Source organism: Aestuariivirga sp., assembly GCF_046294715.1.
In the GTDB taxonomy this organism is placed as follows: domain Bacteria; phylum Pseudomonadota; class Alphaproteobacteria; order Rhizobiales; family Aestuariivirgaceae; genus Aestuariivirga.
The window spans coordinates 288,576-311,763 of the sequence record NZ_JBKBKI010000001.1 but is presented as its reverse complement, the minus strand read 5'-3'; the positions used below and the strand labels follow the sequence as shown (position 1 = coordinate 311,763).

The 23,188-nt window shown below is 59.7% G+C and carries 21 protein-coding genes; 8 read left to right on the top strand and 13 right to left on the bottom strand.

The features are described from left to right. Positions 1-14: 14 nt before the first annotated feature. The 3 genes from ACK4HL_RS01530 to ACK4HL_RS01520 are packed head-to-tail and all read right to left on the bottom strand — an operon-like array spanning position 15 to position 2,794. Positions 15-800, bottom strand: a complete 786-nt coding sequence (locus tag ACK4HL_RS01530) for an ABC transporter permease (protein ID WP_409756038.1) — start codon at positions 798-800, stop codon at positions 15-17. Next, positions 790-1,656: an ABC transporter permease gene (locus tag ACK4HL_RS01525; RefSeq protein WP_409756037.1), complete on the bottom strand. Its 867-nt coding sequence runs from the start codon at positions 1,654-1,656 to the stop codon at positions 790-792. The genes ACK4HL_RS01530 and ACK4HL_RS01525 overlap by 11 nt, the downstream gene beginning before the upstream one ends. A 52-nt stretch (positions 1,657-1,708) precedes the next feature. Next, positions 1,709-2,794 carry a PotD/PotF family extracellular solute-binding protein gene (locus ACK4HL_RS01520; protein ID WP_409756035.1) on the bottom strand — a complete coding sequence of 362 codons (1,086 nt, stop codon included), beginning with the start codon at positions 2,792-2,794 and terminating at the stop codon, positions 1,709-1,711. Positions 2,795-2,988: 194 nt separating this feature from the next. Between ACK4HL_RS01520 and ACK4HL_RS01515 the strand changes: the two genes are divergently transcribed. The 7 genes from ACK4HL_RS01515 to ACK4HL_RS01485 all read left to right on the top strand — a co-directional run bounded on the left by ACK4HL_RS01515 (position 2,989) and on the right by ACK4HL_RS01485 (position 10,548). Then, positions 2,989-3,864 carry a MurR/RpiR family transcriptional regulator gene (locus ACK4HL_RS01515; RefSeq protein ID WP_409756032.1) on the top strand — a complete coding sequence of 292 codons (876 nt, stop codon included), beginning with the start codon at positions 2,989-2,991 and terminating at the stop codon, positions 3,862-3,864. A gap of 19 nt (positions 3,865-3,883) precedes the next feature. Continuing rightward, positions 3,884-4,729, top strand: a complete 846-nt coding sequence (locus ACK4HL_RS01510; protein WP_409756124.1) for a carbon-nitrogen hydrolase family protein — start codon at positions 3,884-3,886, stop codon at positions 4,727-4,729. Positions 4,730-4,758: 29 nt separating this feature from the next. Continuing rightward, entirely contained in the window at positions 4,759-6,138 is a 1,380-nt protein-coding gene (hydA, locus tag ACK4HL_RS01505; protein WP_409756030.1) for a dihydropyrimidinase, read from the top strand. 448 nt (positions 6,139-6,586) lie between these two features. After that, a complete protein-coding gene (locus ACK4HL_RS01500; RefSeq protein WP_409756028.1) occupies positions 6,587-7,375 on the top strand; it encodes an ABC transporter permease in 789 nt (262 codons plus the stop codon). Between the two features lie 14 nt (positions 7,376-7,389). Next, positions 7,390-8,217 (top strand): ABC transporter permease, encoded by an 828-nt coding sequence (locus ACK4HL_RS01495; protein ID WP_409756026.1) that lies wholly within the window; start codon positions 7,390-7,392, stop codon positions 8,215-8,217. Between the two features lie 14 nt (positions 8,218-8,231). After that, positions 8,232-9,338, top strand: a complete 1,107-nt coding sequence (locus ACK4HL_RS01490; protein WP_409756024.1) for an ABC transporter ATP-binding protein — start codon at positions 8,232-8,234, stop codon at positions 9,336-9,338. Positions 9,339-9,363: 25 nt separating this feature from the next. Continuing rightward, the gene (locus tag ACK4HL_RS01485) at positions 9,364-10,548 is read left to right on the top strand and encodes a PotD/PotF family extracellular solute-binding protein (RefSeq protein WP_409756022.1); all 1,185 of its coding nucleotides are present in this window, start codon (positions 9,364-9,366) and stop codon (positions 10,546-10,548) included. A gap of 47 nt (positions 10,549-10,595) precedes the next feature. Here the strand turns inward: ACK4HL_RS01485 and ACK4HL_RS01480 are convergent, their stop codons facing one another. From ACK4HL_RS01480 to ACK4HL_RS01470, 3 genes are all read right to left on the bottom strand, one after another. Further along, positions 10,596-12,386 carry a hydantoinase B/oxoprolinase family protein gene (locus ACK4HL_RS01480; protein WP_409756020.1) on the bottom strand — a complete coding sequence of 597 codons (1,791 nt, stop codon included), beginning with the start codon at positions 12,384-12,386 and terminating at the stop codon, positions 10,596-10,598. Continuing rightward, complete coding sequence (locus tag ACK4HL_RS01475) at positions 12,383-14,461, bottom strand: hydantoinase/oxoprolinase family protein (RefSeq protein ID WP_409756018.1); 2,079 nt, start codon at positions 14,459-14,461, stop codon at positions 12,383-12,385. The genes ACK4HL_RS01480 and ACK4HL_RS01475 overlap by 4 nt, the downstream gene beginning before the upstream one ends. Before the next feature lie 70 nt (positions 14,462-14,531). Beyond that, the gene (locus tag ACK4HL_RS01470) at positions 14,532-15,347 is read right to left on the bottom strand and encodes a hypothetical protein (protein WP_409756016.1); all 816 of its coding nucleotides are present in this window, start codon (positions 15,345-15,347) and stop codon (positions 14,532-14,534) included. A gap of 107 nt (positions 15,348-15,454) precedes the next feature. Between ACK4HL_RS01470 and ACK4HL_RS01465 the strand changes: the two genes are divergently transcribed. Beyond that, on the top strand, positions 15,455-16,489 hold the full coding sequence (locus ACK4HL_RS01465; protein WP_409756014.1) for a LysR family transcriptional regulator: 1,035 nt from the start codon (positions 15,455-15,457) through the stop codon (positions 16,487-16,489). A gap of 204 nt (positions 16,490-16,693) precedes the next feature. Here the strand turns inward: ACK4HL_RS01465 and ACK4HL_RS01460 are convergent, their stop codons facing one another. From ACK4HL_RS01460 to ACK4HL_RS01430, 7 genes are read right to left on the bottom strand one after another with little or no spacing between them, the layout of a single operon-like run. Then, on the bottom strand, positions 16,694-17,626 hold the full coding sequence (locus ACK4HL_RS01460; RefSeq protein WP_409756011.1) for a polysaccharide deacetylase family protein: 933 nt from the start codon (positions 17,624-17,626) through the stop codon (positions 16,694-16,696). Then, on the bottom strand, positions 17,623-18,444 hold the full coding sequence (locus tag ACK4HL_RS01455; protein WP_409756008.1) for a glucose 1-dehydrogenase: 822 nt from the start codon (positions 18,442-18,444) through the stop codon (positions 17,623-17,625). Before ACK4HL_RS01455 ends, ACK4HL_RS01460 begins: the two co-directional genes overlap by 4 nt. Continuing rightward, positions 18,416-19,201, bottom strand: a complete 786-nt coding sequence (locus ACK4HL_RS01450) for an SDR family NAD(P)-dependent oxidoreductase (RefSeq protein ID WP_409756005.1) — start codon at positions 19,199-19,201, stop codon at positions 18,416-18,418. Before ACK4HL_RS01450 ends, ACK4HL_RS01455 begins: the two co-directional genes overlap by 29 nt. A gap of 9 nt (positions 19,202-19,210) precedes the next feature. Beyond that, entirely contained in the window at positions 19,211-19,993 is a 783-nt protein-coding gene (locus tag ACK4HL_RS01445) for an ABC transporter permease (RefSeq protein ID WP_409756002.1), read from the bottom strand. A 4-nt stretch (positions 19,994-19,997) separates the two neighbouring features. After that, entirely contained in the window at positions 19,998-20,840 is an 843-nt protein-coding gene (locus ACK4HL_RS01440; RefSeq protein WP_409755999.1) for an ABC transporter permease, read from the bottom strand. Beyond that, on the bottom strand, positions 20,837-21,946 hold the full coding sequence (locus ACK4HL_RS01435) for an ABC transporter ATP-binding protein (protein ID WP_409755997.1): 1,110 nt from the start codon (positions 21,944-21,946) through the stop codon (positions 20,837-20,839). The genes ACK4HL_RS01440 and ACK4HL_RS01435 overlap by 4 nt, the downstream gene beginning before the upstream one ends. A gap of 18 nt (positions 21,947-21,964) precedes the next feature. Continuing rightward, positions 21,965-23,110: a PotD/PotF family extracellular solute-binding protein gene (locus ACK4HL_RS01430; RefSeq protein ID WP_409755994.1), complete on the bottom strand. Its 1,146-nt coding sequence runs from the start codon at positions 23,108-23,110 to the stop codon at positions 21,965-21,967. Positions 23,111-23,188 lie beyond the last annotated feature (78 nt).

The following is a 23,188-nucleotide window of genomic DNA, read 5'->3' as shown; positions in this document are numbered from 1 at the left end:
ATTATTGATTTACATCAGTCGCGTCTGAGCATGCGCAGAACAAATGGCAGTAGTAGGAGAACAGTTGCCAATACGAATATTACGATCAGGCTCGAATATGCGAGCACAGAAGGGGGGAGACCGTTCCGCTGCATGGAGTAGACCAGCATCGGCAGTGTGTTGAAGCCTCGGCCGGTGAAGAAGGCGATGGCCCACTCGTTGAAGCTGAGAAGAAAGGCCAGGATCGCCCCTGACCGTATGCTCGGCATCAGGATCGGCAGGGTTACGTACCGAAATGTTTCGATAGGACTTGCGCCAAGATCGCGCGCCGCTGCATCGAGACGCTGATCGTAGCGATAAAGCTGTGCCACCACCATTAGAACCACGAATGGGGTCGCAAAGATTGTATGCCCGATAATTACCGTGCCATAACCGAGAGGGAGGCCGAGTTCGACAAAGGCAACCTGCAATGCAGCGGCCAGGACCAGTACGGGGACTGCCAGGGGGATAAACCCGATGGCAGAGATTGTTCTCCAGTAACGTCCGGCACTGCGCACCACAACGAAGGCAAATGCCGTGCCCATGCATGTCGAAATGACTGACACGCCAGCGGCAATGAGTAGGCTGCTGAGAAGCGACGACCATATTCGCTCATCCGCTAGCAAGTCTCTGTACCACTGCAGGGTCAAGCCAGTGATGGGAAAGGCGTAGAAGCGCGACTCATTAATGCTGAAAATCGAGATCAGGATAAGCGGTGTGAGCGAGAAGATCAGCATGGCTGCCGTCGCCAACGTCAGGAACGCATGCCGTTCACTTGCCACGAAGAGTACCTCCCGTGGCAAGGCCATAATGGCCGAAAAACCTCAGGATGGAAGAGGTGACGAGTGCAACCAGGGTGAGGGTGATTGCGCCCGAGATGATGAGCACAACGGTCAGAGCAGCGCCAAGCGGCCAATTACGAGCGTGGAAGAACTGGTCCCGAATGGCGGTGGCCATCAAGCGGCTCGATGTGCCGCCGAGAATCTCTGGCTCCAGAACGGCACTGAGCGTTGGAACAAAGACCAAAACCGCACCGGTGATCACACCGGGAGAGGCGAGCGGAAGTACTACCCGGAAGAAGGCAGAGGCTGGGGAGGCGCCAAGATCGCGGGCCGCAGCAATGATGCGATCGTCGAGCACCTTCATCGACAGATAGGTGGTAAAGAGCAGAAATGGGAAAACATTGTACACAAGCGCCAGCGTCATGGCGAGTTCGCCATAGAGGAGCGACAGAATCGGACCTTGGATCAGTCCTAGCTGCATCAAGGGTTCGTTGATCAATCCATGCACGCCCAGAATGCCGCGCCAAGACACAGTGCGCACCAATGGACCTGCAAGGAAAGTGGCCGTGACGAGAAGGAGAATGAGGGACTCAACGCGAGTCGACTTCACTATCTTTGCGAGATAATAGGCCACCGGTACCGAAATGCAGAGTGAGATCAGGATGACCATCACTCCGATGCGAAGCGTGCGGATCAAAACATCCAGTCGCCCGGAGGAGAGATCGGCGAGCGACGCGTAGTTCGCAATGGAAAAATTTCCGGCTTGATCGGTCAGGGAAAGCACGACCAAGCCGGCAAGTGGGAAGGCGAAGAAAACAAGAAGGCTGGTTAGCCACGGCAAGGCAGCTGCATTCATCCAGCCGCTGCCCCTTCCAATGTTTCCGAACCCTGTAGCCACAGATAATCCGTCAAGCGTTCAAGACACGGTCCCATGCTGCCTGATAAGCGGGCGGATCCGATGGATTCAGGAACCAGGTAGCGCCCTTCAGGAATGCACCTGGGTCATTGATCTCCAATTTCTTCTGGAGATCTTCCGGCATGGCGGCTATGGCGAGCTTCGATGCGGTGCGGTATCCGGTCTCCTCACCCAGAATCCGCCCATAGGTGTCCCCCGCGAGGTAGTTTGTGAAGGCCTCGCAGGCTGCCTTCACGTCGCCTTCGGCCTCCTTGGTGAGATAATTCGCATCATACCAGCCAAGCTCGCCCTGTTTTGGATGTGCCCAGCGAACATCAATGTCCTGCTTTCGCAATTCCATGACCGGTTGCCAGCCCCACCCTACGACGACCTCACCCGTCGCCATCAGATTCTTGAGGTCGCCAATGTCGTTCCAGTAGGTGCGGACGAGCGGCTTCTGCTTGATGAGCAGATCAACGACGCTGTTCAACTCATCTGCAGTCATTGAGAACGGCTTCTTGATGCCAAGGTACATTGCCCCGACGATCAAGCTTTCAAACAATCCGTTAGGCATGGAAATGCGGCCAGCAAACTGTTGATCGAACAGGGCACCAATATCATCTAGCTCCCCGCCTACGTCTTGGGCGCGATACATCATGGAATTCGTGCCCCAGACAATAGGAACGCCATACACTTTGCCGTCGAAAGACAAGCCCTCGACGTCCTTGAACTCTTCGAGCACATGTGCGGCATTTGGAACATTCGCGATGTCAATCGGCTGCAGGACGCCATCTGCATAAGACAGGTTCACATGGTAGGATCCGTCCACCAGCATATGGACGCCAGCACCGCCGGCCTTGAGCTTGGTGACCACTTCCGCTGGATCGGAAAAGAGCTCGGTCTTCACTTTGATGCCGCTGGCATCCGTGAACGGCGCCAGCATGTTTGGCCGCGCATAGGCCTCGTTAGTCCCCCAGACGATTTCGCTCGCTCCGGCTGCCCCGGCGCCGCGCGACCACTGCCCTGCCATCGCCGCTGCCATGGCTCCCATCGAGGCGGAGCGGATGAGCTTACGCCGGTTCAATGTCGTGTTCAGCATGATTTCCTCCTTGGTGCGCGCGTCACCTTATGAGGCGGACCCGCTCCTCGGGGGCGGCTTCCGCCAATGACTTTCTCAACGGCATTGGGATGCTGCACCAATTTTCCGTTTGTTACAAGGTCGTACTTCCGTATAACATTTGTACCGTGATCGCTGGCAATTCCCGCCGCGACAAGCTGAAGCCCCGGAGATAGATGGATATCAGGGAGATCATTGCAGAGCTGGGTCGGCTTCGCGCTGGCATGAGTCCGCAGGTCAGGAAGGCAGCGGAATTTGTCCTCCGCAACCCGGCTCTTACAGCGATGCACTCCATGCGTCGGGTAGCGGAGGAGGCGGGGGTTACCCCTCCCACGATGCTTCGAATGGTCAAGCTTCTGGGATTCGATGGTTATGAGGCTTTTCGGGATGTCTACCGACAAGGCTACCATTTGCTGATGAGCGACTTTGGTGGACGCGCACGCAAGCTTCAGATGCGGCGAGACCAGGACATGAGTCTTTGGTCTGACCTGATCGAGGCCAACAACGCGCATTTGCAGTTGCTCATCGATCGCGTTCGGCCTGAAGACCTTCATTCGGCGGCTGCACGCCTGCTGAGCAGCCGGCGTGTCTTCGTGGTGGGAATGCTCAGCTCTTTCTCCTTCGCGACCTACTTTCATTACGTCGGAAGGCTTGCCCTGCCCAATTGGCATCTACTGAGCGCCAGTGGCAGCACGTTGGCGGATGAAGTGGCAACACTGGGACCCCGCGATACAGTCATTGCAATTGGATTCAGTCCTTATGCCCTCGGTACGGTTCAGGTGGCGGGTCTCGCGCGCGAGCGCAAGGCGGCGGTAATTGCCATCACCGACAGTGCATCTTCGCCGCTCGCCAAGTCTGCGGGCCACGTCTTTGTCGCGCCAAATGACAGCCCTCAGTTTTTTGGCTCATTCGTGGCCACCATCGCGCTGATCGAGGGGTTGCTGGCATACATCGTCAACCAGGGCGGCGAGGAACTGGTGAAGAATATCGCTGCAATTGAAGGAACACGTGAGATCTTCGATGAGTACTGGTCTGCCGATAAGATCAGCTGACGAGACCCCGCTCTTGCGGGTGCTCGCCTGTCAGGTCTTCATTCCACTTATGGTGTCGCGCGACGAACGCGACGCCCATGTGAGGCGCATCGCGACGAAAGTCGATGAATTCCTGTCGACGGCGAGGGTTGACATCGTGGTGCTGCCGGAGCTCTCCACGATCGACTACTCTCGTGCTGCTTTCTCCAGCCTGGACATGCTTGCGGAAGAGGTTGATGGCACGAGTGCTACCGTGTTCGGCGAGATCGCCCGCAGGCACGGCGTTCAGATCATTTTTGGAATGCCCCGACGTGAGGGAAAGCTCTTCTTTATATCGCAAGTTCTTCTTGGCTCCGAGGGTATTTGCCTTGGAACCTACGACAAGATTCACATCGCCCAGTTCGGCGCCTCCATGGAAAAGGAATACTTCCAAAGAGGTCAACACACGCTCACCTTCGAGTTGAATGGCTTTCGCATCTCGCCCATCATTTGTTACGATATTCGATTTCCCGAACTGCTCAGGACTCTTTGCGATAATGACAGGACCGACGTCATCCTCCACTGCGGAGCTTATGCGCGGGACGAGTCCTACTACAGCTGGCACCAGTTCGCCGTCACGCGGGCAATGGAAAACATGGTGTGGCTGGTCAGCCTCAACCGTGCAGGTTCCTTCTATGGTCGCTCCATTGTCTGTCCTCCTTGGATCGATGAGCTGCATCCGGAAGTCATCTTTCCGGACGACGAGGTGTTTCGTCTAATCACTTTGGGCAGAGCAGACCTTGTGGAGGCGCGAGGCAACTATCCGTTCCTAAGAGACAGGCTGCCTGACTACCACGCACTTTCCACTGATGTGGTTCGCTGTCGTGCTGAAGGTACGGCGGTTTAGAGAAAGATATTTGGTTCAGGAGGTTGATCATGGAGTTCGATTTAGTTTTGAAGAACGGAACCGTGGTAACCGCCGGTGATGTCTTCGACGCTGACATCGGCATCTCGAACGGCGTCGTCAAGCAAATCGGGTTTGATCTGGGGGCTGGCCGGGAAGAGATCGACGTCGCTGGTCACTACCTGCTGCCGGGAGCAGTGGACGCCCACACTCATGTGGATGCTGAGTTCCAGGGCGTTCAGTCGAGGGAAGATTTCTATACCGGCACAGTCGCTGCGGCCTGTGGCGGGGTGACCACCATTCTCGACTACGCCATTCCAGCACCCGGTCAGACCCCACTCGAGACTGTTGAGACCTGGAAAGCCAAAGCGGAGCCAAAGGCGATCATCGACTACGGTTTCCACGTGGCGGTTTTCCAGCCAAACGACACTGCAATCCAGCAGGTGCCGGACGTGATCGCTGAAGGCCACCCCAGCTTTAAAATCTTTATGATGGGCAGCTTTGAGCATAATCTCGATGGATTCATGGACATGATGGCCGCCATTGGCAGGCATGGAGGAATGATCAATGTCCATTGCGAAGATGCTTGCTGCCTAAGTTACCTTGCCCGTCAGTTCAACAAAAGTGGAAAGTTCGGGGCGGACTACTTCGCGGACTCGCGCCCGCGCATTGCGGAAGGAATCGCCGCGATGAGAGCAATCGGTCTCGCACAGGTGGCGGAGGTACCGGCCTATCTGGTGCATCTGTCATGCGAGGAGAGCCTGGAAAGCCTGAATCGCGCACGCGGCAAGGGTCACACTGTGTATGGAGAAACGAGGCCCTGCTATCTTCACTTTTCCAAAGATCGTATGCAGGAGAAGGATGGAGTACTCTTCGCTGGGTGGCCGCCGCTTCGCGAGGCGGACCAGATGGATATTCTCTGGCAGGCCCTAGAAAGTGGTGTGCTTCAGACGATTGCTACTGATCATGATGGCTGGTCGCGGGAGCAGAAAAGGATGTTTAACAAGGTCGATGAGATTCTGGCCGGGATGGCTGGGCTCGAAACCATGGTTCCGCTGCTCTATTCTCAAGGGGTCCTTAAGAAGAAACTCAATATCAACCGCCTGGTACAGGTTACGGCTACCAATCCGGCGCGGTTGTTTGGTCTCTATCCCCGCAAGGGAACTATTGCGATCGGGTCGGATGCCGACATTGTAGCTTTCGATCCATCTGTCAAAAAGACGATACGGGCAGAAGAAATGCATTCTGCTGCCGACTGGGATCCTTTCGAAGGATGGCAGGTCACAGGCTGGCCGCGTCTGACGATCTCTCGTGGAGAGATCATCGTAAGAGACGGAGAGGTATTGGGTCAACCGGGTCGCGGGAAGCTTCTGAGACGCAAGAGGTTCGCCGAAACAGATGCAAGGATGTAATAATCTATTTTTGGACCGATCAGAGCAACTCGGTCGAGTTCAGTTGGTCCGTAGAGGCTTTATCCTTTTGGATGCGTATTTTCGCCGGAGGCGTACGGACGCGGTCCACGGCTTGATGGTGGGTTTGGCCGGAGTTGTGAGTTGTGGATCTGCCACCGCGGATCCGAGCTCTCTGCCAGGAACCCACTATTGAAAGAATTAATGCGACGCATTGCGCATTTGTCCATTCCTGCTGATCGCTACAAGTCGGCATTATCCGAAGTGTATCGGAGTGGTGGCGTTTCAGAGGTCATTGCTCTGCCGCTTTGTGTTGAAACGCGCCAGATTGGCTCGGCAGTGCACCCGGAGGGGAGACTAGGGATTGCTTAGAAGGCCTCCGACAGGCGACTGGGCGGTATTCTCTTTCACCGCAGTATGGGTTGCGGGCGTTCTCCTACCCATCGCGGGAGTGCTGCTGTTCTCGGTCCTTCGCGCGACTGCGGGCGGTCTCGATTTCTCACTCACGCTTGATGCATATCGCGAGATCCTGCTGACGGGCCGGTGGGAGGTGACGGTGCGGACGATCCGGATCGCAGCCACCGTGACGCTGATCCTGCTCCTGGTGTCCTTTCCCTTCGCCCTCTGGTTAGCCAAGGGTCTGAAATCGCCCACCATCAAGGTCGTGATCTGGACGCTGCTCACCGCCCCCTTCTTTCTTAGCGATACCGCCCGCGTCGTGATCTGGCGCCCCGTCCTCGGGCTCATGGGACCGGTGAACAGCGCCCTCATCGAACTGGGCCTCACCTCCCGTCCTCTGACCTGGCTGTTGTTCTCTGAACCGGCCGTGCATTTCGGGCTGATCGGACCATACCTACCGAACATGCTCTGGCCGATCTTCCTGTCGATCACACTGATCGACGACGAACTGATCGAAGCCAGCAAGGACATAGGCGCATCCCCCGTCCAGACGCTGCGACACGTCATACTGCCGCTCTCCCTGCCGGGAATCCTTGCGGGGATCATCTTCAGCTTCGTTCCAATGCTCGGGGACGACGTCGTGTCCAAGATTATCGGCGGTCAGCAGGTGCTAATGCTGGGAGGCGCCATGCTCGATCTGATCACGGCGCTGAATTATTCCGTCGCGGCTGCGATGTCCACGCTGGTGCTGATCCTGATCGCGGCCCTTCAGTTGGTTCTGATCATGCTGCTGCGGCGGATTGGAGGCGGTGCCTCCATGATCGAGGGGGTACGCAAGTGAGGGCGCCTCGGGCCTTGCCGGCGTCAGTGACGCTGGCGGTGCGCCGCGAGCGCATTCTCATGCGCATCGGTACCTCGCTTGCGATCGTGCTCGGCTTCCTGGGGATCATGCTCATGTACGGCCCCGTGGCATGGCTGGGTCTCATGTCTCTGAGCGCCCGTCCGCTCACCGGCAAGCCGGGGCCGTTGACGCTCGTCTGGTACGAGAAGCTTTTTGCAGACCTGCGCTGGATCGATCCTCTGCTGAACAGCCTGGGCATAGCGGCGATCGTCTCTCTCCTGTGCATGGTGGCCGCCACGCTGGTGGGCCGCGTCATTCCGCATATCGGGCGCGCCGGAAACTGGCTGCTGCTGCTGTTTCTCGTCGTCCTGTTCGTGCCGGGCGTGATGCTCGGTATCGACTTCATCATGTTCTACCGGCTGTTTCTCGGTATCCGCACCGGCCTCTGGTCTCTCGTCCTGGCGCATTTCGTCTGGGCGTTCCCGTTTGCACTGCTGAGTGTCCTTGTGGTGGCCGCGCGCTTCGACGTCAGGCTCCTCGAAGTCGCGGCGGATCTCGGCGCAGATGGCTGGCGCCGCTTTCGCGACATCGAAATGCCATTGCTCTTCCCGGGCATCGTTTCCGCGGGATTCTTCGGATTTCTGCTCTCGCTCAACGAGCTGCCGCGCAGCATCTACCTGCGTGGCGGCATAACCACCTTGCCCCTGTTCCAGTGGGCGGAAGCCTCCTCGCATACGACCATGGTCCCGCTGATCTACAGCTTGAGTACACTCATAACGCTCGCGAGCCTCATGCTGACCGTCTTCTCCCTCCGCCTGCTCTTCAAACGGGAAGCCCAATGAACGAAAAGCCGCCCATGACCGCCGCAGGCGAACCGATCCTGGTCGTGCGCGATGCGACACGCCGGTTCGGGCCCATTGTCGCCCTGGAGCGGGCGTCGCTGGTCGTGCCGAAAGGCAGTTTCGTCACGCTTCTGGGCCCCAGCGGGTCGGGCAAGACCACGCTGCTGCGCATCATTGCCGGTCTCGAGGCGCCCAGCGAGATCGCTGAATTGCGCATCGAGGGTGTCGACGTCCGCGGGGTTCCCGCAAACCACCGCAACGTCGCCACCGTGTTCCAGCATTACGGCCTCTTTCCTCATATGACGGTGGGCCAGAACGTCGAGTACGGCCTCCTTGTCCGAGGACGCTCCGCGGAAGAGCGCCGGCGCCGGGCGGTCGAGGCGCTGGAACTCGTGCGCCTCCCCGACAAGTATGATCGACGCGTTCACCAATTGAGCGGGGGAGAGCGGCAGCGCGTCGCATTGGCGCGCGCGCTCGTCATCGAACCGGCGATCCTGCTGCTCGACGAGCCATTGGGAGCTCTCGACGAGCGGCTTCGCCGGGACATGCAGGTGGAGCTCCTGCAGCTTCAGAAGGCGCTCGGCACCACCTTCATCCAGGTCACCCACAGTCAGGAGGAGGCGCTCACCATGAGCGAACGGATCCTCCTCTTGAACCGCGGGCGCATCGTCCAGGACGGCGCGCCGCAGGAACTCTTCGACCAGCCACGCTCGCGTTTCGTCGCCGAGTTCATGGGCATCGACAATGTCCTGGACGGGCGGATCGTGTCCGTGGGCGAGGGGCTCGCCACGGCAGTTGTCGAAGGTGTGGAAATCTCCGGCCGGCCGGTCCCGGGCTACCGCCCGTCGGCGGGCGATGCCGTGTTCATTGCCATACGCGCCGAACGCATATCGCTCGAGGAGAACGCGGGGGCGAGGGAACCGGACGTCAACGCCGTGTCGGCGGTGCCGAAACTGAGAATCTACAAGGGCAACTTCTACGACACTGAGCTGGAGACTCCCCTCGGCACTCTGACATCGAGGGAAGTGGACGCTGTCCAGCACGGTTCCGGCAGCATCGCGGTGTGGCGCTCCAGCCACTGCGTGATCGGCCCGCACCATGCCGATGCTTCGAGTGACTAGAACGAGGGTTCAAAGGGAGGAAACCATGACCCGCATTACCCGCCTGCAGAATATCTCTCGACGTGAAATCCTGAAGGGCACTGGCATCGCAGCCACGGCTCTTGCTGCCCCTGCCATTCTCACGCGTCCGGTCAGGCGCGCGGCAGCGGCGGAGAACGTCATCCGCATCATGGGCGTAACGACTGTCGCACTGCCGGATTGGTCCGAGTTCGAGAAGGACACTGGGTTGAAGGTCGAGTTCACGCCCATTGACGATGCCATCGGCACGTTCCTGCACGAGGTCGAGGCGAATGACGCTGGCGAGCGCTACGACCTGTTCGCGGCCTTCAGCGGCCCATGGAAGGGCCTCGCGGGCAAGGACCTCCTTCTTCAGGTCGACAGCTCGCGCCTGTCGAACTGGGGCGGGGTATCGCAGGAGGTTCGCACCAGCCCGCTCATCATGGGAGGCGAGGGGGCTCTGTGGAGTGTTCCGCTGGTGATGAACGCGGATTCCTTTGCCTACTTCCCCAGCCTCGTCGGGGCGCCGCCGGCCCCGGAGCCAGTGTCCTGGAGCCTGATCTTCGACAGCGACAAAACAAAAGGCATGATTGCCCTGGACGACAGCTTCTTCACGCTGCAGCATTGCGCCGCCTATCTGAAGTTCAACAAGCTGGCCGAGATCGGCAATCCGGGCAATCTGAGCTCCAGCGAATGCGAGACGGTCGCCAACTTCCTGATCGAGCGCAAGAAGGCAGGTCAGTTCCGCACGCTCTGGGTCACCTACGACGAGCAGGTTTCGCTTCTCGTGAATGGCGAGGTGGCTGCGGAGACGGCCTGGGAGCCCGCGGCGATGGAAGCGCGCAACCAGGGCGCCGCGGTCGAATATGCCTGGACGATCGAGGGCTATGACAAGTGGATGATCAATGCCTTCATTCCGAAGCAGGCCGAGCAGCGCGGAAACCTCGACCAGATCTATACCGCGCTGAACTGGTTCCTGGGCGGGGCCTATGCCGCCAACATCGCGAAGCTGCGCGGCTACGTCACCCCGCGCTCCGACCTCGGCGTGGCCTACGGTAAGTCCGCTGGTCTGCCCGCCGCCGATGTGGCCCTCATTGAGGACACGGTCAGCAAGCTCCAGAAAAAATTCAGCCATGAGCTGTTCTGGAATTCCGGCTGGCCGGACGACATCCCTGCCTACGAGCGCGAGATGTCGCGCTTCAAGAACGCTTAGGGCGAATGTTTAGGACGGGTGTTGGCGGAGCCTCCCGCCGGCACCCGTCACTTCGCTTCGCGGTTCTGCGTTCCCCGGAGCGCCGATGTGGCGACCTCGTCGATGCCGCCGTCGGGGTCGATCGCTACGCCGTAGATCTCCGCTGCCCTGTGGAGCGAGACGTAGCCATCCGCGACATCCGCGAGAACCATGAGCCGGTCGCGCTCCAGCGGGTTTCCATATCCTCCTCCGCCAGGCGAGATGCCGGTCACCCGGTCGCCCGGCTCGAGGGTAATGGTCGCCCACCCGTCCGCCGCCTGTTCCGTGCCATCGCTGCGTGTGACGAAGTTCCTTGCAGGACCGCCCCGTCCTCCGCCCCGCACGCCCTGGGCGGGGTGGATTGTGCCGTCGCTCTGGTAGAGTACCGTCACCTCGGTGCCGTTCGCCTCAAACTCAACCAACGAAGCAGGAGCGCCGCGGAACCGGCCGGCTCCCTCGCTGTCCTGCACGAGGCGCCTCTGCCGGACGATGAGGGGATGGCGCAATTCATCCACCTCTACGCTGTCGAAAAACGACATGCCCGCCGTGCCGGTCGTGATCATGGTGAGCCAGCCGTCGCTGCGGGGGCCAGCCGCGCCCAGCGTGTCGCCCAATATCAACTGATCGATGAAGGGCCTGTCGCCGCGGAAGCGGTCGCGTCCGGATATCACCGCCTGGGCCGCTGTCTGAACGCCGCCGATCTCCGCCATGCCATAACCCTCGGCAAGGCTGGCAAAGGCAAGGTGGACGGCATTGGTGAGCCGATCTGCCACGTTCTGCGTCGCGACCGAACAGCTCGTCGGATGGCGAGGAATTCCCACCACGCAGTTCTCGCGCAGCAGGATGGTCAACCTGCGGAAACTGCCGGCATTCGTTGGAACCGATGTGCTAAGGCTATTGAACACCCCCACCATTGCCGCCGTACGCGCGCAGGCTTCGCTGAGATTGAGCCCGTTCGGCAGGCAATCCATGTTGTCGCGAAGGTCGATCGTAATGCGGCCAGCCTCGGGCGAGCACGAGACAGTCGCGTTGATCGGGATTCCTTCTGGAGGGGTCCCGGGGAACGGGTCATGCGTCGTTCGGCCGGTCGCGGTTCCCGCCGGGAGTCCGCTGACCGCGAGATGCATCATCCGTTCGCTATAGTCGAACCAGCCGTGAACCAGCGCCTGAAGGTGCTCCCATCCGATCTCACCCGCTAGCGCCGCCAGTTCTCGTTCTCCGACCCGCGCGGCGCCGAGACTTGCCAGGTAGTCGCCGCGCCATTGCTCCGGAACGCGGATGCGCATTTCGCAGATTCGTATGATGTCGGCGATGTCCTGATAGTTCCGCTGGACCTGCGTTGCCGGGAATATCAGGGCACCCTCTTCGAAAACGTCCCGCGCCGATGCGTGATAGGTTGTGGGAATGGAGTTGCCGATGTCGGCCTGGTGGGCTTTCACCAGCACCGTAAAGCGGTGTGCGCCCGAACCGTCGAAGACCGGCACGAGAACTGAGAGGTCGGCGGCATGCGAGCAGCCATGGTAAGGCGAATTGTGAAGGAAGGCGTCGCCGCGCGCCAACTGAGGGTGGAATTCCTTCATGGAGCGGGCCATGAGGTCCGGACCGGCCATAACGTGTATCGGCAGGCTTTCACCGACCGCCACAAGCTCACAATCACTCGTGAGAAGGCAGCATGAGAAATCGCGGCCCGTATTGATGACGCCCGAACGAGCCGAGCGCAGCAGCGTATTCTGCATCTTGCGCACGATGCCTTCGATGCGCTTGCCGAAGATTGCCAGGTCAAGGCTGTCCATTCCGGAGGCGTCCCTCTGATCGGTCATTCCAGATTCCTTGCTTCCGTTTCGATCACAAGTCCGCTGCCGGTGTGTCGCTTGAACGTGCATCCAGGCTCGACGACGATCGTCGTCAGGGGCGTCTCCACGATCGCAGGCCCGGCAAGCTGGCTGTCTGCCGGGAGAGTGGAAAGGTCATGCACCGGCACGTCCGTCCAACGGCCGTCGAGCCAGCATTGCCGTCGGCGTGACGGGGCCTCGGTGCCGGCGTCCATCGAAACGAGCGGGAGCGGCCCCTGGCGCAGATCACAGGCAACCCGCGCCCGCCAGTTCACGAATTCAATCTCAGCTGCGGCGTCTTCAAATGCGAAGATCTCCCGATGAAGGCGGTGAAAGTCCGCTATCAGTGTCGAGACGTCGCAGTCATCGGCGAAGCGGGGAGACGCCAGTGGCACCTTGATTTCCCAGATCTGCTGTGCGTAGCGAGCCTCCACGCTGTAGCCGATTGCGGCCTTCGCATCGGCGCCTGCCCGCTCCGCGAAGGCGCGGCAGCGGCCTTCCAGCCGATCCAGTGCCGAATTGACGGCATTGAGGTCGAACGCGCCGGACCGCGTCAGGCAGAACTCCGCATTGTCATCGCTCAAGGGGCATAGGAGTCCGCCGACCGCGCTGATCGCCGCTCCCGCGTCCGGAAACAGGACGTTGCGGCATCCGAGCCGTCTCGCGATCGCAACGCTGTTGAACCCCGCTGCTCCACCGCCGCCAATGAGCACCGCTTCCCTGGGGTCGATCCCCTGGTTGACTGTGAGATCCTCTATCGCGCCGGCCATTGTCTCAGTTGCCAGCGCTATGATGGCGGCTGCTGCCGCCTCGACGGACATTCCGAGGTGCCGCGCGACTGCCGTCTTAATGGCATCGCGCGCGGGCCCCAGTTCGAGCTTCATGCGGCCGCCCAGGAAGTTATCGGCATCGAGGAAGCCGAGCACCAAGGCGGCATCGGTTACGGTGGCCTGGCCGCCGCCGCGGCCGTAGCATGCGGGTCCCGGCACGGCCCCCACGCTTTCGGGGCCCACCTGGAGCATACCGCCGACGTCGACCCGCGCGATACTGCCACCACCGGCGCCGACGCTGCGGATGTCAATCGAGGGGAAGCCGGTCATGTGGCCCAGATAGGGCCTGCCCAGCCACGTCTCCCTCGTCTCGGGAATTTCGCCGTGGCGGACGAGTGCCACATCATAGGTGGTACCGCCGGTATCGGCGATGATCGCGGTGTCGCCCAGCTTGGCTCGTTCGCTGTAGTACTTGCCTGCGACAGGAGCCATCGCGGGGCCGGACTTCACCGCGTGTATCGGTGCGGCGGCAACTTCATGCGCCTCCTTCGTCATGCCTTGCGACGTGACAACGAGCAAGCGGCCTCCATAGCCTTCCTCCCTCAACCTACCTTCCAGCTCTCCGAGATAGGTTGACATCACGGGCTTCAGCGACACGTCTATTGCCGTGGACGAGGCGCGCCGGTACTCGCGCAGCGAGGGGTTGACGCGATGCGACAGGCTGATTGCGGCTGCAGGCAGGCGCTCGCGGATCGCCGCTTCGACGCGTAGCTCGTGCTCGGGGTTGACGATGGACCAGAGTAGGCAGACCGCGACCGCCTCCACCCCAGCGTGTTCTACGCGCTGCAGAACATCCCGAAGAGCGGCCTCGTCCAGCGGCCGGATCACCTCCCCCCGTGGTCCCATGCGCTCCAGCACTTCGAAGGTGAGCGAGCGCGGCACATAGGGGCGAGGGTAGGGGATCGAGTGGTCGAACAGGGGCAAGCCCATACGGCCCCCTTCACGCAGCACGAGGATATCCGGGTGACCCTCCGTCGTGAGAAAGGCCGTCTTCGCCGTGTTGCCCGTGATCACAGCATTGGTGGCCGTCGTCGTGCCGTGCACAAACAGTTCACCGCGTGCCAGGAGTTCGCGTCTCGAGCACCCGAGGGACTCCGCCGCGGCCTGCAGAACGTCGAGCACGCCGCCCACGGGATTTTGCGGCGTGGTGGGCGCCTTGAACAGGCGAAGCTGCCGGTCCCCCTCGATGACAAGATCGGTAAAGGTGCCGCCGGTGTCGACCGCCAATCGCATCAATTAGGCCCCAATCGCTCTAGATTTACCGTGTCAGAGGCCCGACGCCGGTTGGCTGTTCGGCCGACCCTCATCCGTTCATCAGTTCCGCAAGTTCTGGAAGGGCAAGCGTCGACTCGACGATGCTCCAGGGCTGATTACCATCATCTGTCGCGAGCACGTGTGACTCCGGCGCCAAGGAAAATCGCCTCTCGGTCAGACGCTGCCCTTCCCTGAAGGGGATCGTCGAGTTTGCAACTTTCCAGCCTTCGCTCACCAGGCCGTAAGATACTTCGCAGTCGAGGTAGCCATGGATGAGCTCACGGTCATTTCCCGCGGCCGCGATTAGATCGCGGAGTGATTCCGCTTGCGGCAGCGGACGAGGCCGCGCGCGGGCGTAGAGGAACCGGTCGTCAATCACGATCAACACTGCAGCGTTTTCCCGCGCACCTTGACCCGCAGGACGGTAAAGTGCCACCGAGCGCTGCTGCGCGCGGCATTGGCGGTGATAGGTTTCCCGGTATCCTTCTCCCAGTACGGAACTCGGATCGCCTTCCTCGAACAGCGTATCGCCGTCAATTCTCAGGCGACCCTGGTCCGAACGACCATTGTCTGGCCGAAAGTCAATGTAGCGGACCCAAGTGCACATACTTCCATCGACCACGACGTGGCCGGCAAAGCCCTTCTGTTCGGCGAGGCTCAGCAATTCCTCATCCGAGAAGTCCTCGAAAGAGCGACGCCCTTGCGCGTCGGGGCGATCCGCGGGGATTCGGAGATCGACGAACAAGGTTTCCGTCTGTCCCCAGTACACCAGGGTTGTATCGTCGACGGTGCCGTCGGCAAGAACGATGCTGCTGCGCCGCCACAGCCCGGCGAGCCAGCCGGGTGCAGTGGGGGGATCCAGCATTGGAGAGGTTCCGCGTGTCATGCTGGCATTTTCGCCTTGCGTAGTGCAGGGGCCAATCGGAGAACCGTCAATAGCGGTCATTGACTCGATTAATGGGAGAAGGTCAGATGGACGCTCTCCCGCCTTTCAAGCGCAGAGTGAGCATGCGTTCGGTCAAACAAACTCCAGCGATAGAAGACAAGTTCGTCCGGAACCTGGATTGGAACTTGCTATATACATTTCACGCCATCGTACAGGCCGGTAATCTCACCCGCGCTGCGGCACGACTTGGTCGTCAACAGCCCGCGATCAGCCTCGCCCTCCGGCGTCTGGAAGGTCATCTTGGTGCGCCGCTCTGTTCTCGCACCTCGAACCGGTTTGCCCTTACGCCCGAAGGCATGCTTGTGGCCCAACTCTGTGCGGACCTGTTCCAGAAGGTTCGTGACATGCCAAATCGACTGGCCAACCTGCCCGGCGAGGTCGTCGGCAGCCTCCGCATTGCGACAATCAGCAGCGTCACAAGCGATAAGTTAAATCAAGCAATCGCGGAGTACCATCGCCGCTGTCCCAAGGTCCAGATCGAAGTGGACGTTGTGCCCTGGGAAGAGGTGACGCGCCGACTCAAAAAGCAGACCGCAGATGTCGGAATTGCGCCCGCGCGGTTCCTGGATGTGAGCTTTCGACACACACTGCTCTATTCCGAGTCGGTGCGCTTGTACTGTGGTCATCTTAGCCCGCTCAATGGCAGAACCTTTGCCAATCCGGCGGAACTCTCTGGCGAAGGCCTGATCGTAACGGGCGGCGATGAACCTGATGTCATTCGGCGGTATCGCCTTGAGCACGGGTTGGGGAGCGTCATCACCGGGCAATCCGAGTATCTCGACGAGGCCAGACGTCTTACTATCCTTGGGGTGGGGATTTGCTTCCTTCCTGAGCCGATGGTCGAGAGGGATGTGAAATCGGGTGACCTCTGGTCTTTGCTACCGGACAGTGAGTCGTTCACCTCGGACATTTACGCTATCACGCTGCCTCTGGAAGAGATGCAGCTTCCAGGTCGACTGTTCGACGCCGTTCTACAGGAAATTGGGCGACATGCACCACAAGCACCCTCTCAAGCCGAACCGAGAAAGCGGTCGCGGAGAAAGCGACGATCTAAGAAGTAGGTTTGGAATCGAGGCGCATCTGAGGTGTCTTCGATATCAAAGTAGCAGATCGGCTTGGGCTGAACACTCAACGAATCGAGAGGAAATCTTCAGTGGCAAATCAACTGCGGATCGCCTCGCCATGCAGGTGCCACCTTTCGCTTTCCAAGTTCATTAGTTGTGTGAAGAATAGAATTGGAGTTCTGGGTGCACTTAAATACTGCGCTATTTGGTCTGGTTTGGACGATCCGGTTGCGGTAAGCCTACGGAATAATATGGCATAGAAACCTCGCGTGGGTTGAAAGTACCGGCTGCCTTGCACTCGATGATATGCCCAGCAATCTCCTCCATGGAAGCAATCCAGACGTCGCCCCTCTTAAGTATACCCTCGATGAAGACTGCGAGACGCTCCGCGCGAGCCAGTCGGCCCATGAGCCAGGGATGCCACACACCGACGCAAAGTGCCCCGTTGCGACAAGCACTCTCTAGCTCAGCCTCATACACAGCAAAGGCCTCATCAGGGCTTCGGATCGTCATCATGTACTGTAGCTCGATGTTGTGAGCGAACTGCGGCCAGTCATCCATGGCCCAATGAGACGGCAACTCCATGAGGGGGCCGGCGTTCGTTTTCATCAGGTACGGCACTTCGTCCGCCATAAGTGTCGCATCGTAGAGGAACTCCTCCTGTGCGAGGAGATCCGCAGTGTGGCGGGAGAAGTTATACACCGGTGCCCGGTACCCCCTCGGGCGCCTTCCGGTCATTCTGACGATGACATCGATGCCACGCTGCAGCCAGGCCAGCTCCTCCTCCCGGCTCAGAAGGTTCGGACTCTCATGAAGATATCCGTGATGGGCGATCTCGTGCCCGTCTTTCAGAATGGCATCCACCAAATGAGGATAATTCTCCATGCACCAGGCGGGAAAGAAGAATGTCTGGTGCAGGCCAAACGCCTTGAAGATCCGAAGAATGCGCGGAACGGCAACCTCGTCGTAGCGGAGCCATGACGTAGTCGACACCATGTCCGGCACTCGCTCGCCATGATCGAGGTGCAGGAAGCTGTCCGTGTCGATATCGAAAGTCATCGCCAGGGCACACCGGGCACCATTCGGCCACGGCACGGGGTTGTCGACCATTTGGATGGTTCTGGAGCTGCTCATCGAATGATGTGTCCTCCGTCGATGACAAGTTCGGAGCCGGTCACGTAGCGGGAGTCATCACTCACGAGATAGAGGATGCCCGCCGCGATGTCGCGAGGCTCACCAAGCCCCAGGGGACAGATCTGTGCCCATTCGCGCTCCACTGTCTCAGTGGACGGGAGCCCACGCTTCGCACTCACATCCCTTATCTCCCGGTCCAGCATTGGCGTGCGGATTACGCCCGGATGTACGGAGTTGACCCGAATATTGTAACTGCGGTCTGCGCAATACAGGGCAGCAGCCTTGGTGAAATTGCGAACAGCCGCCTTCGAGGCGCAGTAGTGTGCATTCAAGCCGTCGGCCACCATGGCATATGTCGAAGATACATTGATGATGGTTCCTCCGCCCGTGACCTTCATGTGCCCGATGGCGGTTCGCGTTCCAAGGAACGTACCCTCCGCATTCGTCGCAAAGACGCGGCGCCAGTCAGCGAGCGAGATCTCCTCCAGAGGCTGGGTCATCTGGATACCGGCGTTGTTCACGAGAATGTCGAGCTTCGAGTGACTTGCAACGGTGCTGGCAATGGCCGTGGCCCAGTTCTCCTCGTCCGCGACATCCAGACGGACGAACGTGGCTCTGGCGCCATGGCGCGTCGAGATCCGTTCCGCTGACGCGATGCCAGCCCTCTCGTTGATGTCGGCCAGGACAACAAATGCGCCCTCTTCGGCCAGCAGATCAGCCGTGGCGTAGCCAATTCCCTCGGCCGCTCCGGTGACGAATGCAACCTTGCCTGCAACTCTCGGCATCAGATCACCCCATGAAAATTCCACGATCCACATTGATCGCCTGCCCCGTAATGTCCTTGGCAGCATCGGAAGCGAGAAACAGATACATGCCCGCGAGATCGCCTGAACCCATGATACCCGGCAGCGGCTGCCCCGCGATATAGCTCGCGACAAGGTCCTGCACGCTCACCTGCTGGCGGCCGGCAATCTCGCGTACGGTCCACATTGCCCCCTCCGTTTCGACCCAGCCGGGGCAGACCGCATTCACGGTGATTTGCCTAGACCCCAGGTCGAGGGCGAGCGCACGCATGAACCCGATCGTTGCGTGCTTTGAAGCACAATAGCCGCTGTACTCTGCCGCTCCCGTCTTGCCCCATATCGATGACGTGAAGATGATGCGCCCACCGTCGTTCATCCTGTCGAGGGCGAGTCGAGTGACGTGATAGGTTCCCATGACATTCACGTCGATGACTCTTCGAAATGCAGCGTCGGTGCTCGAATCGGCTGGATTCATCGGGGTCCGGGGCTGATATCCGGCGTTGTTGATGAGGATGTCGAGTTGCGGAATCCGGCCGAGAGCTGACACCACTGAACTCCTGTCCGAGATGTCGCAGCGCAGTGCATTGACGTGCCGACCCGACTCCGCGGCAAGAGAATATGCAGCATTCTCGATACCCTCGTCCTCTGCCAATATCCACAGATCGGCACCTGCAAGGGCAAACGCCCTGGCCACCGCAAGCCCGATGCCACGGCTTGCTCCGGTCACCAGCGTTGTCTGTCCGGAGAAGTCGAAACTGGGGGTTCTGGGCACAGTCTGCTCCTAGCCACGATACCTTGTGAGATTGAGGGCGACGACGCTCGCCGTGATCGTCGTGACGAGAATGAGCGTTCCAAGTGCGTTTATGCTCGGATCAAGTGATGTCCTGAGCATTCCCCAGACCAGGGTCGGAAGGGTCATGCCGTTGCCGATCGTGAAGAAGGTGATGACGAAATCATCCAGGGACACCGACATCGCGATCAAAGCCGCCCCGATCAGGGTCGGACGAGTGAGTGGCAAGGTCACGGTCGCGAAGCTGTAGAGGGGCGAGGCTCCGAGATCGCGTGCGCTGTCGAGTACATTGAAGTCGAACCGCTCCATCCGTGCGTAGACGATGAGGATCACAAACGGTTGCGTGAAGACGAGATGGCTCGGAATCACCGTATGCAGTCCAAGATGCCAGCCGAGAGTCGAGAAGAGGGTGGCGAGCCCCAGGGCAAGCACCAATGGCGGGAGCATGACCGGAAGAGACAGCAGGGTCATGAGGGTATCCGCGCTCCTGTCCGCACAGCGAGCCAGAGCAAAGGCAGCGAGTGTGCCGGTCATGGTCGATACGATCCCGGTCACGCCCGTTACGATCAGGCTGTTCTCGAGAGCGCTCCAGAAGTTGGCATTCTCGAACAGAACTGCATACCATCTGAGGGTGAGCCCATCGATGGGCAGCGTGGCCAGCTCATTCTGGCCGAACGAGAACAGAACGACTAGGACGAGTGGCGAGAGGAGAAAGAGCGCCACTGCCAGTCCGAAGGCGTTCCACAGTCCCTGATTGACTGCCTTCCACGCCATACCTCTACCTCATTGCCAGGGAGCGCCTGAGGCCTTGGCGGACGACGAGGAGAACCAGGAGTGATGCTGCAATCGTCAGGAACGACATCGCTGCACCGAGTGGCGCATTCAGGCGGTTGATGAACTGACTTTCGATGAAGTTGCCGATCATGAAGGTGCTCGTCCCGCCTACAAGGCGCGGTGTAACGTAGTCACCGGCGGTGATTAGGAAGCAGAGGGCGAAGGCCGAAAACAGTCCGGCCCGGCATTGCGGAATAATGATCTCGAACAGAACCCTGGAGGGACCGGCTCCAAGATCCCGGGCAGCTGCGATGGGGGTATCCTCGATGTTGCGGAGGGACCCGTAGATGGGAAGTACCGCGAACGGGATGAGGAAGTTCACCAGCGTGATCATGACCGCGACCGGGCTGTACAGGGACCAGGTAATCGGCTCATCGACGACGTTCAGGCTCAGGAGAGCGCTGTTGAGAATCCCCTGAGTTCCCAGCAGCGTCTTCCAGGCGTAGATCTTCACGAGATATCCGCCGAACAGGGTCACAAGGACGATGAACAGCAGTGCCTGGCCCATCGCGCCTGACTTGAAGCGAATGAAGTAGGCAATGAGAAAGCCGGTGACCGTGGTGATGGCCGCGACCGCAGCCGAGACGACGAGTGTAAATAGCAGCGCTTCTCCATAATCGCTGATAGTGGCAAGATAGTTGGAGAAGCTGAACTCCCTGACAAGCCTGTAGGACTTCAGCCGCCAGAAGCTCACGACGAAGAAGAATGCAAGCGGAGCGGTGAAGAAAAGCATGAATATGCTGATTGCCGGGAGCAGCATGATGCTGGAACGGATGCTCGGTCTCATGGCCCGGCTTCCATGATCTGCTGGTCTGAGTGGTTCCAGCTCACATCCACCTCTTCCTCGGGTCCAGCTCCGAGGGCAATCCACTCCTCGGGGGCGACATGCGCGACCAGTTCGATCCCGGACTCGCTTCGCATTCCGATCTTGTGGTATGTTCCCATGAAGACGACGTCGGTCACGCGGCACACCAATCGCGCCTCACCCGGCGAGGGTCGTCCGCTTCTCCCGATCCTCAGGCAGCGCGGCCTGACGACGATCGTCACGCGCCTCTCCGGGCCCGAGGCTGGTGCCCGGACTGACGTCCCATCGATCTCCATGAATCCCTGCCGAACTCTTCCCTGCAGAAGGTTTGCGTCTCCTATGAAGCTTGCCACGAAAGTCGAACGCGGGTGATTGTAGATCTCGTGGGGTGCACCTTCCTGGATGATCCGGCCTTCATTCATCACGGCAATCCGATTGGCCATCGCCATGGCTTCACCCTGATCGTGGGTAACAAAGACGAAGGTTCCACCAATGGACTTGTGGAGCGCGCGCAACTCCTCCTGCATTGCCCTGCGAAGCTTGAGATCAAGAGCGGCGAGGGACTCGTCGAGAAGCAGAACTGCTGGTTCGGTCACCAGGCTCCTTGCCAGCGCGACGCGCTGTTGCTGGCCTCCCGAGAGCTCGTGCGGGAGTCGGTCAGCCTGGCTTTCGAGCTGGACAAGCGAAAGCATCCCGTCAACCCTCTCGCGCAGCTCAGCAGCAGGTCTCCGGGCCACGCGGAGACCATAGCCGATGTTCTGACGAACGGTCATGTGGGGGAAGAGGCCATAGCCCTGGAAAACCAGACTGGTCCTTCGCCGCTCGGGCGGATCGGCAGTCACATCCCTGGATTCAATCCGTATGGTCCCGGTATCCGGTGTGATGAAGCCGCCTATGATCTTGAGGAGCGTGGTTTTCCCGCAACCGGAGGGGCCAAGCAGAGCAAAGAAATCCCCTTTTGCGATCGAGAGGTCGACCGGATGAACAGCGACTGTCTTCCCGAAGGACTTTGATATGCCCTTCAGGTCCAGAATGACCTCGCGCGCCCCTGACAAGGTTGCCCTTCCACTCTCGCCGTCGCCACGCATGACCGGGAGTGCGGGAGACTAACTCTTGATGACCGTTTCCCACGCAGCCTGATATTCGTCCCAGGTGGCGAGATCGCCATCTTCTTCGAGCGGATACATGGGCACTACCATGGTCCGCTGGGTGAAGTAATCGTCCAGATTGCCATAGTTGTAGAGGGCCTTGTTGCCCTCGCTCGCCTGCTCCATGGCTTCGGAGGTCACCACGGGCATGGTATTCGCTTCAGCTCCCGCCAGCTGGCCTTCGAGGGACAGGGCATGGTTTATGATCTCATGGGCGAGGTCGATGTTGGCGGAACCCTTGCCGATGGCATAGCCTTCGATGAAGCCCATGCTCTTCTCTTTCGGGTACGCCACCTTTATCTTCACCTTGTCGCCGGCCCAGACCGTTACTGGTTCCCAGCCCTGAGCAACGACGACTTCACCGCTCGCCAGGAGATTGATGAGGTCACCATAGCTCGGAGCGATGGTGCGCAGATGATTCTTCTTGAGCGTGACGAGAAGTTCGACAACCTTCTTCAGCTCGTCCCGTGTCATCCTGTTGGGATGCTCCACGCCGGCGACACGCGCCCACGCAAACAGATTGCCCGGATAGTCGGAGGTTATTGCAACCTTGCCCTGATACTCTTCCTTCAGCATGTCGGTCCACGACGTCGGCTCGGGGATCTTGTCGGCATTGTAAACCATGCAGATCGAACCATAGGTCATTGGTACCGAATACCAGATGTCACCTTCGGACATGTTGTTCTTGGTGTATTCGACGATGGTGGGATGAAGCTTCTGGAAGTTCGGAATCTTGTTCAGGTCGAGTGGCTCCAGAAGTCCCTCCCGCGCGAGGAAGTCATCATGAATGAAATACGGCGTGCAGATATCGACCTGACCTGATCCCAGGCGAAGCTTGGTTATCACTTCGTCGGCACTGGAGATGAAGGTCTTCTGGAGTTCCGCTCCCTTGCTCTTCGGGAAATCACCTGCTTCCAGAAAGGTATTGTACCCCTCCCAGCCGATGTAGTTGAGGTTTGTGGCAGCGTATGCTGCCTTGTGCAACGGACTGACGACACCGAGTGCCCCGACGGAGAGTGCTCCCTTGAGAAGCTGGCGCCGGTCAAGTTCAAGATAGCGACGAATGCGAATGACTGAGGTCCTGGGATGCGTTGAGGAGGTCATGGCATTTCCTTTGCTGTGTTTTCGCCGGCTATGCTTCAGTCGATCGCATGAAAACCGGAGATCAACTCCGAGGCTAAC

What these genes read in the sequence shown, in the direction of transcription:
- ACK4HL_RS01525 (WP_409756037.1), bottom strand. Translation starts at nt 1,656, where the DNA reads ATGAATGCAGCTGCCTTGCCGTGGCTAACCAGCCTTCTTGTTTTCTTC.
- ACK4HL_RS01465 (WP_409756014.1), top strand. Translation starts at nt 15,455, where the DNA reads ATGGACGCTCTCCCGCCTTTCAAGCGCAGAGTGAGCATGCGTTCGGTC.
- hydA (WP_409756030.1), top strand. Translation starts at nt 4,759, where the DNA reads ATGGAGTTCGATTTAGTTTTGAAGAACGGAACCGTGGTAACCGCCGGT.
- ACK4HL_RS01435 (WP_409755997.1), bottom strand. Translation starts at nt 21,946, where the DNA reads ATGCGTGGCGACGGCGAGAGTGGAAGGGCAACCTTGTCAGGGGCGCGC.
- ACK4HL_RS01475 (WP_409756018.1), bottom strand. Translation starts at nt 14,461, where the DNA reads ATGCGATTGGCGGTCGACACCGGCGGCACCTTTACCGATCTTGTCATC.
- ACK4HL_RS01455 (WP_409756008.1), bottom strand. Translation starts at nt 18,444, where the DNA reads ATGTGGATCGTGGAATTTTCATGGGGTGATCTGATGCCGAGAGTTGCA.
- ACK4HL_RS01520 (WP_409756035.1), bottom strand. Translation starts at nt 2,794, where the DNA reads ATGCTGAACACGACATTGAACCGGCGTAAGCTCATCCGCTCCGCCTCG.
- ACK4HL_RS01515 (WP_409756032.1), top strand. Translation starts at nt 2,989, where the DNA reads ATGGATATCAGGGAGATCATTGCAGAGCTGGGTCGGCTTCGCGCTGGC.
- ACK4HL_RS01480 (WP_409756020.1), bottom strand. Translation starts at nt 12,386, where the DNA reads ATGACCGATCAGAGGGACGCCTCCGGAATGGACAGCCTTGACCTGGCA.
- ACK4HL_RS01485 (WP_409756022.1), top strand. Translation starts at nt 9,364, where the DNA reads ATGACCCGCATTACCCGCCTGCAGAATATCTCTCGACGTGAAATCCTG.
- ACK4HL_RS01430 (WP_409755994.1), bottom strand. Translation starts at nt 23,110, where the DNA reads ATGACCTCCTCAACGCATCCCAGGACCTCAGTCATTCGCATTCGTCGC.
- ACK4HL_RS01470 (WP_409756016.1), bottom strand. Translation starts at nt 15,347, where the DNA reads ATGCTGGATCCCCCCACTGCACCCGGCTGGCTCGCCGGGCTGTGGCGG.
- ACK4HL_RS01445 (WP_409756002.1), bottom strand. Translation starts at nt 19,993, where the DNA reads ATGGCGTGGAAGGCAGTCAATCAGGGACTGTGGAACGCCTTCGGACTG.
- ACK4HL_RS01460 (WP_409756011.1), bottom strand. Translation starts at nt 17,626, where the DNA reads ATGAGCAGCTCCAGAACCATCCAAATGGTCGACAACCCCGTGCCGTGG.
- ACK4HL_RS01440 (WP_409755999.1), bottom strand. Translation starts at nt 20,840, where the DNA reads ATGAGACCGAGCATCCGTTCCAGCATCATGCTGCTCCCGGCAATCAGC.
- ACK4HL_RS01490 (WP_409756024.1), top strand. Translation starts at nt 8,232, where the DNA reads ATGACCGCCGCAGGCGAACCGATCCTGGTCGTGCGCGATGCGACACGC.